Genomic DNA, 13808 nt, shown 5'->3' with positions numbered 1-13808 from the left:
ATTGGCTTTACTATGCCGTTTCAAAAAACAATGAAAAAATTGACCGCACTTTTAAGCAAAAGTGCGGTATTTTGAGTAATTAACGGAAAGGCTTTCCGTTAATTACTGTAATAACTCGGCGGCTGGTAAATTGAGTGGCCGACTTCTTCCACCAAACCGATAATTTTTCTGAAAGATTCTAAAAGTTCTTCCTTGTTATTGGCAACATAATAATATTTGCCCACACATTTTTCCCATGCCGCCTTTTGTGTTCCCGACGGACCGTAACCAAAAGCGACAAAACCGATACGGGTCGGTTGTTCCAGATAGGTTTTATCCTGCAATGAATCCAGTTTACTTTTGATTTTTTCGCACATGCCTTGGTTGATTAGATTACTTGTAATATTTAACGAACTGTTGGCATCACTAAGTTGATCCGCTCCGTCGGAAAGCACCAAGATAATTCGCTGTGTATTGGCGCCTAATTTGCTCGGTTGAGCTTCTTCATCAGGATTGGTATTCGTTAATAAATTTGCGCCGATCAATAACCCGGAACTGGATAATGTCGCCCCTGTAGCCTGAACCTGATTAAACCGATTGATAAGATCGGTTGATTCATTCTTTTTCGCCCAGATATAAGTGGAATTAATACGGGTTGCATTGCCTAAGCACCATGAATTTTTATTAAAATTCATCAGATAGTCAGAATCTTTTCCGTTAAAAGAATCGATTGAGTCAATAGTTTTATCGTAATCGACGAATAAATCGAAAAACTGTGCTAATGTGGCATAAGAATAACGTTGTTGACTCTTGCCTATATAAGAAAGCAGTTCGGAATAGCGTATAGTAGTCGTATAGTAATCATAATAGTAGTTATTACGGACCGTTATGCTTGGTTTTATTTCATAAGGTAAATAACATTTAGCAGAATTACTTTGCTGCTGCGCACCAAAAGCAAACGAAGTAAAACCGATTCGGTTATATTTACTGATTATTTTGCCTTCTTCAGTATTATTTTGCTCAAGCAACTCTTTCGCAATTGAGGAAACGACATCCCGAAGAATGGTTATTTTAGCAGTGCCATATCTTCCGTCCACACTGGAATTCATGGAACCGCTTAAGTCCGTCACCAGCATTAAATCAATCGGGATAATTTCATCCAGATTTTTCTGTACGTAGATTTTATTTGCATTAATGGTGGTGGTTTCGGCAAAGCTTAAGCCGTTATTTTTACCGAGATAAAGCCAGGAAGGACGTTCAAACTTACCGGAAATTTCGCAAGCGATACTTTTCAGTTGTTCGCCGTTCGGACCTTTTAGGTTATCGCATTTGGGGACATACTCATCCTCAATGTCTTTACTATCTTTAAAGTAAGTGGATGGATAATAGTAATGACGGACTATGCCTCTAATCAACTCCAGATTACGCTCTTTTTTTTGTTCTTTAAGTTTCTCATCATATGATAATCCTTCTTTCGTTACTATCTGACGAAGCACATCCTCATGCTCTTCATTTGTTCTGGAATAGTTATTTTCCGCCATTAACGCCAATCCCGCTTGTTCGATTCCCTGTGAAAAGCGGGCTTTATCCAGCAGCATTCCCGAACCGTCAACGGTTAAGGCGACGATACCCAGCAAGGCGAAGGACATAATTGCCATCATTACCGTATAGGCGCCACGTTCATTGTGATAAAACCAGCGTAATAACGCAGTGTAATTCTTTATTTTCATCATCCATTCCCTATTCTGAATATTAACGGGAAACCGTAATGGAGGAAGAACGTACCGTTTCATCCATATTTTTTGCCACGCCCGGAACTAGTGTACTGAAAAAGCTGTAATTCGGTACGCAAACGGTAACCTGGTATAAGGGGATTTTTCTTGAATTATTCATTTCGGAACGCGGCGAAAGATTAACCAGGTTTTGCAAGGCTTCATAAGGCTTGCATTTATCCGTATCACCGATTATCCGATAGGTGGAGTTTTCCGGCGCCAGGTACTCTAAAACCACATAGATTTTTTTGCTGCTGTTTTTATCGCCGAACGCCATTCGGGTCGCCAATGATTTGAATTGGGTAACGTCACGATTATTTACCCGTTCGGTGGCGAGATTTTCGTTGCCGTTATATAACTGAGTCCGTTCGCGCAAAATGTTAGCCAGCGAGTAGGAAATATTATCCAGTCTACCGGCGGTCGAACGCAAAATNNCGCAAAATTGCCAAATCCGCCATAAAAGCCAGAATCAGAATAAGCAGAATCAGCATGAATACGAATTCGATCGTCACGGATCCGCTTTGTTGGCGAATAAAACGGCGCAAAAGGTTAGTATCTGAATTGGTCTCGTTCATATTCCTGCACCACAAAAATTTCCCGTTTAAACATCGGGCTAATCCATTCCTGAGCGATAAAAGGCAGCGGCACTAAAAACCGATAACTGTAATTCAGGCTGTAACGTGCGATACTGGCGTTTGCACCGGTCGGCGAAACGGCTACACCGTTAACGACGGTAGGTTGTCTGAAGACCTCATTCACCAAATCATCAACGGATTCCGCATATTCCACTTTCGCCTCCACCTTTTCGTCCCGAACCTCAAAAAGCGCTAATACGGGGTTACCCTGTTGCCGGTGCTGTTCAGTTAAAATCCGTTTGAACAATGCGGCGTAATCGTTATTTTCCGCCCGTTGGTTTTTAGTTATCCGTACGGTTTCCGTTAACAGATAATCCCAATAAGCGGTAAATAATGTTAAGCGGGCGAGTTCGAGAATCATAAACACAACCATAAAGAAAATACCGACGGTTAAGGTAAATTCAATGGTGGAAACTCCTTTCCGGCAAAATAACAGTTGTTTTATTTTGTTCATTTTTCCGCCCCCGATTGTGGGTTAAAGGATTATCTTCTAGGCCGTACCGGTGTGCCGGTATTGCCCACTTTTTCGGTATTTTTTAAGGCGTTGACCAAATCTTTCGGTGAAGTGTTTAGGTTTTCTTTTTTGATGATATCCAGTGCGTAATCCGTATCTCCGCTCTTAACCAGGGCGAATACCAGATTATGAACCAGACGCTGTTCTTTTACGCCGTTCAAATATTGCGGTAATAACAAGTTCACCGCGCCTCTGTATTCGCCGTTAATGATTTTCAGCATGGCGAGATTATTAATAGCAATCACATCGTTAATAAAATGTTTTCTGGCGGCATGAATATCCTGTTCGGCGCTTTTATAGTTGCCGAGTTGCGCATTAGCAATACCGCGTAAATTATAGGCTTCGGAAATATGCGGATGTTTATTTATCAGCATAGTGGAAAGATCAATGGCTTCATGATATTTCTTCAATTGAATTAAATTACGAATCTGTAATACGGTCGCCGAGGTAAAATAAATATTTTTCTCATCCAGTAAAGGCTGTAAGTAATCCAATGAGGATTGGCTGTCTCCTTTTTGATAATAAGCTAATGCCAGCTTATAACGTACGGCGTTATTTTCTTCCGTTTTTAACTGTTCGCGGTAAAGGGAAATCAAACCGCTGTGATTATTTGTGGATTGATAGAGTTTTTCTTTTGCGGCAATACTTTCGGATTGACTCATAGGAAGAACCGAGCAACCGCCAAGAGCAAAAATTAAAGATAAAAATAATACTTTTTTTGTTGAGTTGTTAAACATTTGGAAATACCCTCATCACACCAGGTGCGACAATTAAAATAATAATCGGAAACATAATGAATATAATCAGCGGTACGCTCATCTTCGCGGAAAGCGTACCCAAGTGTTCTTCGATAGTCAGCAGTTGCAGTTCCCTCATATCCGATGACAATTGCAATAAATGACCGTAAATTGAAGAACCGAAATTTAAACTTTGCTGCAATACGGTAGTAAACATTCGAATTTCCCGGGTCGGTAAGGAGACCGCCAGAGTATCCAATGCCGAGAGTAAACCGACAATTTCCGCTTTGCGGATAACTCGGAGCATGACATAACTTAAATCGGGATTCAGCACTTTAAAGTCTTCGGCAACACGTAATAAAGCCGCATTAATGGTCATCCCGGTTTGCACGCAGATCGCTACTAAATCCACAAAGCTGGGCAGATCCGTCATCATATTTTTAATTTTGCGTTTCAAGATCATATTGGCTAAAGAGCCGGGTATTAATATCGTCAACACAAAAATAACCGCGCCTGCAATTGCCAACTCTTTTCGATCCGACTCCGGATTAAACAATACGTAAATTCCCGTTAATAACAGAGTAATAAACAGTTTCAGTTTAATATTCTTATCTACTTCGTTTAATGTATTTAATAATTTATTATTCGTAATTAATAACTGTTCTAATTCTACCTGTTGTTTATTTTTGTTACCCTGAGGTTCTTTGTTGGCTTTTTCTTTCGGGTAGGTACCGGAAAGAATATCTTTATTACGGGTTAATTTTTTCTTATTTGAAACCGCTAATAAAAATATGATAAAGCCTGATAATATCAGTGAAAGATAAAATAATAAGGATCCCATTTTCATGTCGCTTTCCTCATTAACCACCAGATAATCAGCATGCCCAGTACTTCACTGCCTAATACGTAATACAGAATCATCCGCCCGCCCGGATCGTTTAATAAAAAATCAAAATTTTCCGGCATCATAAATTTCATGAAAATAAAGAATGCCACGGGAAACGATGCCACAATCATTGCCGACATTCTGGCTTCGGAAGTCATTGCGCTTTTCTTTTTTTCCATTTTTTTGCTGTCCGCAATAACTCGTCCCAAACGCATGATGACTTCCCGCATTTGTCCGCCTTTATCCAGATTTACCCGAATAATAGTGATAAAGAAATAATATTCTTTATAAGGATAACGGGTGTAACTGTCTTCAAACACCGAAGTCGGATCCTCGCCGATGGCCAGACGTTTATGAACGTTGGTAAATTCTTCCCCGATCTGTCCGCTAATGTCTTTACCGCAGCGTTCCAGCGCTTGCAATAAGCCTGCGCCGGAGGAAGTTGCGGAGTTAAGAATCTGAATCACTTCGGGAAACATTTCTTCAAATTCCTTTCTGTTCCGCCGTTGTCCCAGTTTCCATACGATAGTCAGGAAAAGGAAAATAAATACGGCTAAAAAGATAAATTTATCTATTTTCAGATATAAATAATTCAGAACATGGAAAAAGAAAAATATAATTATGGTTAATAATATATTTCTCAGAAAATTCCGTTCGTTGCCGGCGGTAAAATAATATTTCCAGAGCGTAACTTTAAGTTTTACCTGATCAAAATATTCGCTTAATTTTTTAAAGGAATTATCATGCTGATTAACTTTCTTCTTGGCGGAACTCAGGCTAATCGCCGTATAAGCGAATAGCAGCAAACCGAAAATTATTATCAGATAATATAAAGTCATTGCGAGTTCCCGAATATACTTTGTAATTCGCTACTTAAATTAAATATTTGCGCATTCTGGTATACCACTGAATTGGATAATAACCCGTGAGAAATAAACTCACCGATGATTTTCCCGTTTTCATCACGGTATTTGCTCGGCTGATAAGTAAAAATATCCTGCAGGACGATATGTCCGCTTTCCATTCCCATAATTTCCGTAATATTGGTGATTTTTCTCGAACCGTCATTTAAGCGGGAAGCCTGCACAATAATATTTACCGCGGCGGCGATATTGCGTCGAATCGCTTCCAAGGGTAATGACGCGTTCGACATCATCACCATACTTTCCAGACGGGAAGTGGCGTCGCGCGGGCTGTTGGCGTGCAGGGTAGACATTGAACCGTCATGGCCGGTATTCATCGCTTGTAGCATTTGGAACGCTTCCGCACCGCGACATTCCCCCACAATAATCCGCTCGGGACGCATACGCAGCGCATTAATCACCAAATCCTGCATGGTAACGGCGCCGGTTCGCTCGACCCCGGCAATACGGGTTTCCAGACGCACCACATGAGGCTGCTCTAAACGTAATTCCGCCGTATCTTCTAAAGTAATCACTCGTTCCGTATGGGAAATATAATTGGATAAAGCGTTTAATAAAGTGGTTTTACCCGAACCCGTCCCGCCGGAAACGATTATGTTTACCCGGGAGCGGGCGGCGATAATCAGAAAATTTGCCATTTCCAGCGTCATAGAGCCGAAATTCACTAATTCCTGTAAAGATTTCTTATTTTTGCTGAATTTACGAATGGAAATAGAGGTTCCGTCTAAGGCGATAGGCGGCACTACAACATTAAGACGGCTACCGTCCGGCAAGCGGGAGTCCACCAGCGGCGAACCGTCGTCGATGCGTCGTCCGACTCGTGCCACCAATCGCTTGGCAATATCCGTAAGCTGTTCGTTATTAATAAATTGTTTATCGGTTTTTTCCAGAATACCGGCGCGTTCAACCCACACGTCGTTCGGGCCGTTCACCAGAATATCGTTAACCGTGTCATCTTCCATTAATTCCCGTAGCGGACCGTAACCGGTGATTTCATCAGCGATGATCTGCGCCATGGTTGAAGCATCAAGGGCGGTAAGGTAGTGACCGTGCTGATTGCTGACCTGATAAACAATCTGCACCAGTTCGTCAACCAATTTGCCGTATTCGCTCTGGATTTCGTCGAGTTTTTCAATATCCAGATTGCTCAACACTTCGTTACGGAAAAAAACCTGTTGTTCTTTGCTTAACATAGAATGCCTTCATCTCTAACGATTGAATAACAAACGGTAAAGTCCTATGAACAAACTTTTATTTTCGTTGTTCAAATTATTCCGCGACAATACGCCGATAATTTTCATTGCCAGGCTGTAAAAAGATTTTTTATGGGCTTTGCTTAAATTTAGCCCCATAACGGTTTTAGCCTCGGTGTTTTTAATAAAGGGAATCACTGCGTCAACCTGGGTTCCCAGTAATGTCTCGATATCCGATTTGGCCATTAATTTCTCGCTTTTCGGTTTATGATCGGAAATGCAAATAAACACTCTGATAGCCTGATTGGTACGGCTGCGAATCCGCTCGCATTGTTCCAAAAATTGTTTAGCCACACGCAACGAAGCGATTCGTCGTTCCACCACTAAAACAAAACTATTGCTGTATTCAAAAAACTCGGGATAAAGATCCTTATCGATATTAAAAATCGGTTGATCGTAAATAATAAAATTATATTTTTCCGTGACTTTATCGTTCAGTTTATGAGGAATACCGTTAAAAAGATCGAGATATTCGTCGTATTTGGAAATATCGCCCTGTAATTTTTTATCGAAGGCCAGATCCAAATCCTGTGAACCGTTAGGGCCTTGCGCCAATAACACCGGTACCTTTTTATTGCTGATAATCTGATTTGCAATATGGATGCTGATCAAACTGCTGCCGATCCCGCCCTTGCAACCCAGAACGCATATTTTCACCGTATTTCTGGTATGCGGAAGGCTGACTTTAGCGGAGCTGATCTTATCCATCATTAAATGCAGTTGAGTACCGGCATGGAAATATAAAATTCCGGCATTCGCCAGATTCTGCGCCAGAGTGATGGAATCCGAAGTACCTATGGCGCAAACCCAGAGATTTTGCGGTACGATGGCGTTGATATGCTTGGTAATTAAGCCGATATCCGTTTCATCTTTTATATCTACAATCATGCCGAGAATATCTTCCGCATTAAATCCGATATTTTCCGAAAGAAAATAGCGTTTAAGCTGTTCGATATTTTCAAAACCGCCGGTGCGCAATAGTTGCGAGACATTGTTTTGCATTTCCGCACAATCCGATAACACCACGATTTTACGGGCGCCGACCGGATTCGCTTTGTTTTTATCAAGTAATAGCATGATCAGTTTTGCCCGTAATTATTGGATAAACCCGCCGTTTTTCATGAAATTTGAGGTTAGGGTTTTATGGTAAACGTTCTTAAACGGCGTGACGTTGAAAAAACGCTCCAGGGTGCCGGTTTGATCAAATGACGGATAAACCAAATTTTCCACATCTTTCGGTTTGACTAAATTCACTGTCGCCACCACCACTAATTCCTTGGTTTCGCGGGAAGTGGTCACACTGCGGAAAAATGCGCCTAACACCGGAATGTCGCCCAATAACGGCACCTTGGAAAGTCCTTCCAGATCGCTGGAACTCAGCAAGCCGCCGATAATGAAGCTTTCGCCGTCGCCCACTTCAAAGGTGGATTTGGAACGGCGGGTCTGGAAATAAGGAATATCCCCCACATCCGCATAGGTATAATTGCCCGATAAAGTGCTTACTTCCTGAGCCAGCGCCAGGCGGATCCGATCGTTTTTCTGCACTTTGGCGCCCACCATTAGCTTCACCCCGAAATCTTTATAAATAATCGTGGCGTTGCCCTCGCTGTCCCGCTGGGCAAAAGGAATTTCTCCGCCCACTAAAATATCCGCGGTTTCACCGGACAGCATCGAAATATTCGGTTCCGCCAAAATTCTACCGTTATTGGAATTATTCACCGCGTTGATAAATGCACTGAGGCGATCCGCATTAATCAATGCGATTGAACTTGTCGTACCGTCAAACGCCGCCTCGTATAAGTTGCTGCCGGAACTCCAGTTTGGCAGGACGGAACCGGATAAATGTTCCCATTTAATACCTAAGGAATCCGAGAAGGTTTTATTCACTTCCGCCACCGTTAATTTCACATTGACTTGGGTGACTTCGCCGATATTGGCATTATTGATCACGCCGTTATATTCGTATTTATCCAGGAACGGTAATTTTTCATCGGACATCCCGTTACCGCGTTTTAATGTGGTTTCCGTCACTTTCGGCGTGACACCGATAGCCTCGCCCACAATACGGTTCACTTCTTCGCTTTCCTGCTGGGAATTGGCATCTCCTTCGATCACATAGGCTTTGCCCACTTTCTTCACTTCCAACTTAGTATTCGGGAAACGGGCTTTAATTTGTTTGTTGGTATCGACGATATTGTTAATAAAGGCGTTCACCGTCAGGGAATCCGATAACAGAATTTTGCCGTTTTCGTCAAAGGCGGTAACATCCGTGGTGCCTTCCTGTTTGGCGAAAACCATAAAACTGTAATCGTCCACAATTTCATAATCCGCCACTTCGGAAGAAGAGACAAAAATCGTATCGATTTTTTTATCCAGCACGAAAAATTTGCTTTTGCCTTGTTCCAAATACAGTTGTTTGGCGAAAGCCGTGGTAGCGCAGGTCATCATTAATGCGGTTAAACCGGCGGTAATCGTTTTTCTGATTATTTGTGTGTAAGTCGGCATAAATTATTGACCTCTCAATTTTCTGACATAAATGCCACGATGGTTGGTTGCGCCCTGTGGTGGTTCGTTATTCGGCAGCACAATTAAATTGGCGTCCTTAGGTAAGGAATAAAGTTTTTTCATTTGTTCGGCGTCCAGTTTAACGGTTACGTAACCGAAGATATTTCTATCCTTGTCTAATAACTGTTCGTCCTGGGTATAAATTTTGGTTTGCAATACCACGGCGTTGTCGATCAGTCTGATTAAGGTGTTGCGCTCCGTCCGTTTTTCGTCGTTCATCGCTTGCTGGCTGGAAATGGAAACGACGACGCCGTTTTTTAAGCTATCGAAAATATAGCGGTCAGCATATTTGATATAAATGCGATAAGGCACTTCCCGTTTAGGATCGAGACTGGAAAACAAATAATCGGGATGTTGCGGTGAAAGCAGCAGATTGGCGGATAAAAAAGAACCCGCCTGCAGCGGCTGTTTAACCAAATATCCTTGCAGAGAATAATTGTCGGTGTTTTCAAATAAGGGTTTTAAATCGAATTTCAGCCGGGGATCGTCGCTGTCCACGGAGAGTTCGTTAAACGCGTAATCGCCCGCCTGTAATAAGGCGCCTTGCGGAACGGAACGGGTGGTTTGCGCCAACAGAACGGCGGTTTGGCGTTTGGCGGCGGGTTGTTCGCCGGCGGTTTGGTTTTGGGCCGGGGCGCTTTGGTTTTCATCGGGAAACATAAAAAACAGCCCGCTCAGCCCCATGGCGAGGATAAGGAATGAGATAATAAACAACACTCTGTAATTCATATTATATCCTTTTCCGCCCCGTTACAGGTGCCGGCCCTTAGGAAGCGTATAAAAATAAGGTGGCGAAATAGCCGAAACTGATGGCCACGCCGTAAGGCAAGCCGTTTTGTTTAATGGATTGGCGGAAAAACAGCCAACCGATAATAATCAACAACAAACCGCAAAGTGCGGTCAAAAAAAACAAAGAAATCAGTTGTTCCGAAGGAACGGCAAGCATTAACACCGCAATTAATTTGGCATCGCCGCCGCCCATCACATTCAACGTAAATAAAATAAAACAGACGGCAAGCCCGATAATTCCTTGCCACACAAACACCTGTTCGTATTTCAGCCAACTTAACGCCGCCATGGTGAAAAACAAGCCGATAATCACCCGGTTGTCGATAATTCTTGATTTAATATCCGTGAAACAAAGGTAAAGCAATTGCAACGCAGCGATTAAATCAAGCCCTATAATCAGTTGGTGGGTTAGCATGATGGAAGTAACAATTTTTCTGTTAGTTTATTAAGGACGGCACAAGCAAAAATACCTGTGCCATCAATGAAGAATTATTACTGACCACCAAATGTAGGTGCATTAGTTCCTACACTATCCTTTAATGACTTAAATTTCGCTTTTAACGCACCAACGAAACTATCGGTGCTATCTGAGAATGCGAATACGATAAACGCTGCCATAACCACAGCAATCAAACCATATTCGATTGCGGTTACGCCTTTATGATCCTGTTTGAAACGACGGATAGCTTCCGTTGTTGCAATATAGGCTTTAGTTGTGAAATTGGTTAACATAGATTTCTCCTAAATGTATTGAGATTTTTCTTATAGCTGATGGTGATCCGTTTTGATCACCGATTACATAATTCACCACTTTAGCTACACTTTGTAAATTTGTGTAAAAATTACATTAGCGACAACTAAAACAACCTAAAGTTGTGTAAAGTTATGTAAGCATCGCGATCCTAGCAAAATAAAAATTCGAATACAATACTAACCGCTTGTAATCAAGCTTATTTTTTGAGCAAAAAGAGCCGGTTAGCGGAAATAAATCGATCTTTTTGGGGAAGTTTATCAGTTTTGAATGTCAAGTTAATGTAAATTTGATCGAATTTTTCACATGATATAAAAAAACCGCGCCTTTTTATCGGCGCGGTTGAGATTATCGCTTCGCCGCGCACAAAAGTGCGGGCGATTTTTTCAATGTTTTTTCGTTAACGCGTGCTGGTGCTGGTGGTGGTGCGGTTGGCGCGTTTGCGATCCATTTCCGTTAAGAGTTTTTTACGGATGCGGATGGATTGCGGGGTGACTTCCACCAGTTCGTCGTCATCGATAAATTCGATGGCTTGTTCAAGGGTTAACTTGATTGGCGTGGTTAACTGAATCGCGTCATCTTTACCGGAGGCGCGCATGTTGGTCAGTTTTTTGCCCTGCAGGCAGTTTACGGTTAAGTCGTTGGAACGGCTGTGAATGCCGATGATTTGACCTTCGTATACTTCCTGACCGTGTTCCGCCATTAATTTGCCGCGTTCCTGCAAGCCCCACAACGCGTATGCCAGCGCTTTGCCGGTGGCGTTGGAAATCAGCACGCCGTTTTTGCGTTGACCGATTTCGCCCGGTTTGACGTCGTCGTAATGGCTGAAGCTGGAATAAAGTAAACCCGTTCCCGAAGTCATGGTCATAAATTCGTTGCGGAAACCGATTAACCCGCGGCTTGGAATCACGTATTCCAAACGGGTGCGGCCTTTGCCGTCCGGGATCATGTCTTTCACTTCGCCTTTGCGGATGCCCAATGCTTCCATCACCGCGCCCTGATGTTGTTCTTCAATGTCGATGGTGACTTGTTCGAAAGGCTCCAGTTTGCGGCCGTTTTCTTCTTTATAGATAACTTTCGGGCGGGACACCGCTAATTCGTAGCCTTCGCGGCGCATGTTTTCGATTAACACCGATAAATGCAGTTCGCCGCGGCCGGATACGCGGAATTCGTCCGGGTTCGGGGTTTCTTCCACGCGTAACGCCACGTTGTGCACCAATTCTTTGTTTAACCGTTCGAGAATCTGACGTGAGGTGACGAATTTGCCTTCCTGTCCGCAGAACGGTGATGTATTGACGCAGAAGAACATGGTGACCGTCGGTTCGTCCACGGTTAACGCCGGCAAGGCTTCCACGGCGTTAATATCGCAAACGGTATCGGAAATATTTAATTCGCCCAAACCGGTAATCGCCACAATGTCGCCCGCCTGCGCCAGATCTTCTTCGTAACGTTGTAAGCCCAAATGTCCCAGCACCTGACCGATTTTACCGTTACGGGTTTTGCCGAAGCTGTCGATAACGGTGACGGACTGATTCGGTTTCACCGTTCCGCGTTTAATGCGACCGATACCGATCACGCCGACGTAGTTGTTGTAATCCAGCTGCGAAATCTGCATTTGGAACGGTGCGTCCAATTCCACTTTCGGCGGTTCCACGTATTGGACGATGGCTTCGAATAACGGCGTCATGTCTTGCGCCAGTTCATCGTGTTCCAAACCGGCCACGCCGTTCAAAGCGGAAGCGTAAATAATCGGGAAATCCAATTGTTCATCCGTAGCGCCCAGGTTTACGAATAAATCGAAAACCTGATCCACCACCCAGTCCGGACGCGCGCCGGGGCGGTCGACTTTGTTGATCACCACGATCGGTTTCAAGCCGTGGGAAAACGCTTTTTGGGTGACGAAACGGGTTTGCGGCATCGGGCCGTCGAAGGCGTCCACCACCAATAAGACGGAATCCACCATGGAAAGCACGCGTTCCACTTCGCCGCCGAAATCCGCGTGTCCCGGCGTGTCCACGATGTTAATGCGGTAGCCGTTCCAGTTAATCGCCGTGTTTTTGGCCAAAATGGTAATGCCGCGTTCTTTTTCCAGATCGTTCGAGTCCATTACGCGTTCGTCGCTATCGCCGTTACGCGCCGCTTCCAAGGTGCCGGATTGCTGTAACAGTTTGTCGACCAGCGTGGTTTTACCGTGGTCAACGTGCGCAATAATCGCAATATTGCGCAATTTATGAATATCTAATTCTGCCATTTAAAATGTTCTTAATTGTTTAACGAGTAGTAAAATAATGAAAATTTTATGCGAAATCGCAAAACGATTTCCCACCCTTTCGGGGCCGTCGGCCAAGCCGACCTTCAAAAATCTTCGATTTTGTCACCGCACTTTATCTGTCATGGCATGAGCCGCGGCGGCGAAAGGTCGCAAATTATACAACTTTTTCCGCCGCCGGGCTATCTAAAATCGGAAAAACAGTTTGAATTTTCACCGCACTTTATTGACTAAAACGCAGCGTTTATTCGTTTAATACCGGCGGACCCCGATTTTTTACGAATATTGGCACGGAACGGATTATGTGGTATTTCCCGCCGGGGGAAAATGTTTTAAAATAACCGCAATTTTACAGACCTTACAACAGGAGTTTTTTTATGGCTAATGCAGCAATTGAACGCGTGTTCAAGTTAATAGAAGAGAACGACGTAAAGTTCGTGCTTCTTCGTTTTACTAACATTAAGGGGAAAGAACACGGCGTGTCATTACCTGTCAGCGCAATCGACGAAGATTTCTTCGAAGACGGCAAAATGTTCGACGGTTCGTCCGTAGAAGGTTGGAAAGCCATCAACAAAGCCGACATGCTGTTAATGCCAATCGCCGAAACCGCCGTTGTTGACCCGTTCGCTCAAATTCCTACCTTATCTATCCGTTGCAGCATTTACGACCCGAACACCATGCAAAGTTACGACCGCGACCCGCGTTCCATCGCTATGCGCGCGGAAGAATATATGC

General features: G+C 43.5%; 14 protein-coding genes. 1 reads left to right on the top strand and 13 read right to left on the bottom strand.

Translation table 11 applies throughout. The annotated features are described in order from the left end of the window. Window positions 1-98: 98 nt before the first annotated feature. From P7M01_RS06775 to typA, 13 genes are all read right to left on the bottom strand, one after another. Window positions 99-1709 (bottom strand): TadE/TadG family type IV pilus assembly protein, encoded by a 1611-nt coding sequence (locus P7M01_RS06775; RefSeq protein WP_317486333.1) that lies wholly within the window; start codon window positions 1707-1709, stop codon window positions 99-101. A gap of 22 nt (window positions 1710-1731) precedes the next feature. Next, complete coding sequence (gene tadF / locus P7M01_RS06770; RefSeq protein ID WP_317477874.1) at window positions 1732-2127, bottom strand: tight adherence pilus pseudopilin TadF; 396 nt, start codon at window positions 2125-2127, stop codon at window positions 1732-1734. Window positions 2128-2300: 173 nt separating this feature from the next. Continuing rightward, window positions 2301-2840: a TadE/TadG family type IV pilus assembly protein gene (locus P7M01_RS06765; protein WP_202936669.1), complete on the bottom strand. Its 540-nt coding sequence runs from the start codon at window positions 2838-2840 to the stop codon at window positions 2301-2303. Window positions 2841-2869: 29 nt separating this feature from the next. Continuing rightward, a complete protein-coding gene (locus P7M01_RS06760; protein ID WP_317477873.1) occupies window positions 2870-3637 on the bottom strand; it encodes a tetratricopeptide repeat protein in 768 nt (255 codons plus the stop codon). Then, window positions 3630-4484 carry a type II secretion system F family protein gene (locus P7M01_RS06755; protein ID WP_317474981.1) on the bottom strand — a complete coding sequence of 285 codons (855 nt, stop codon included), beginning with the start codon at window positions 4482-4484 and terminating at the stop codon, window positions 3630-3632. Before P7M01_RS06755 ends, P7M01_RS06760 begins: the two co-directional genes overlap by 8 nt. Further along, complete coding sequence (locus tag P7M01_RS06750) at window positions 4481-5362, bottom strand: type II secretion system F family protein (RefSeq protein WP_202936672.1); 882 nt, start codon at window positions 5360-5362, stop codon at window positions 4481-4483. Before P7M01_RS06750 ends, P7M01_RS06755 begins: the two co-directional genes overlap by 4 nt. After that, the gene (locus P7M01_RS06745) at window positions 5359-6639 is read right to left on the bottom strand and encodes a CpaF family protein (RefSeq protein ID WP_202936673.1); all 1281 of its coding nucleotides are present in this window, start codon (window positions 6637-6639) and stop codon (window positions 5359-5361) included. Before P7M01_RS06745 ends, P7M01_RS06750 begins: the two co-directional genes overlap by 4 nt. 15 nt (window positions 6640-6654) lie before the next feature. Then, a complete protein-coding gene (locus tag P7M01_RS06740) occupies window positions 6655-7776 on the bottom strand; it encodes a pilus assembly protein (RefSeq protein WP_317483617.1) in 1122 nt (373 codons plus the stop codon). A gap of 18 nt (window positions 7777-7794) precedes the next feature. Continuing rightward, window positions 7795-9204, bottom strand: coding sequence for a type II and III secretion system protein family protein (locus P7M01_RS06735; RefSeq protein WP_394853434.1), 1410 nt, complete (start codon window positions 9202-9204; stop codon window positions 7795-7797). Between the two features lie 3 nt (window positions 9205-9207). Then, window positions 9208-9993: a flp operon protein C gene (locus P7M01_RS06730; protein WP_317483616.1), complete on the bottom strand. Its 786-nt coding sequence runs from the start codon at window positions 9991-9993 to the stop codon at window positions 9208-9210. A gap of 37 nt (window positions 9994-10030) precedes the next feature. Next, on the bottom strand, window positions 10031-10468 hold the full coding sequence (locus P7M01_RS06725) for an A24 family peptidase (RefSeq protein WP_317483615.1): 438 nt from the start codon (window positions 10466-10468) through the stop codon (window positions 10031-10033). Between the two features lie 77 nt (window positions 10469-10545). After that, window positions 10546-10785 (bottom strand): Flp family type IVb pilin, encoded by a 240-nt coding sequence (locus tag P7M01_RS06720; RefSeq protein ID WP_317483614.1) that lies wholly within the window; start codon window positions 10783-10785, stop codon window positions 10546-10548. 419 nt (window positions 10786-11204) lie between these two features. Then, the gene (typA, locus tag P7M01_RS06715; RefSeq protein WP_317477868.1) at window positions 11205-13055 is read right to left on the bottom strand and encodes a translational GTPase TypA; all 1851 of its coding nucleotides are present in this window, start codon (window positions 13053-13055) and stop codon (window positions 11205-11207) included. Between the two features lie 395 nt (window positions 13056-13450). Here typA and P7M01_RS06710 point away from each other — a divergent pair. Beyond that, window positions 13451-13808, top strand: a 358-nt coding sequence (locus P7M01_RS06710; RefSeq protein WP_317486332.1) for a glutamine synthetase beta-grasp domain-containing protein, incomplete at its 3' end; no start/stop codon positions are given.

The sequence above is a fragment of the Exercitatus varius genome, assembly GCF_029577735.1.
GTDB lineage: Bacteria > Pseudomonadota > Gammaproteobacteria > Enterobacterales > Pasteurellaceae > Exercitatus > Exercitatus varius.
The sequence above is the reverse complement of the archived record's forward strand: the minus strand, read 5'-3'. Positions and strand labels throughout refer to the sequence as shown.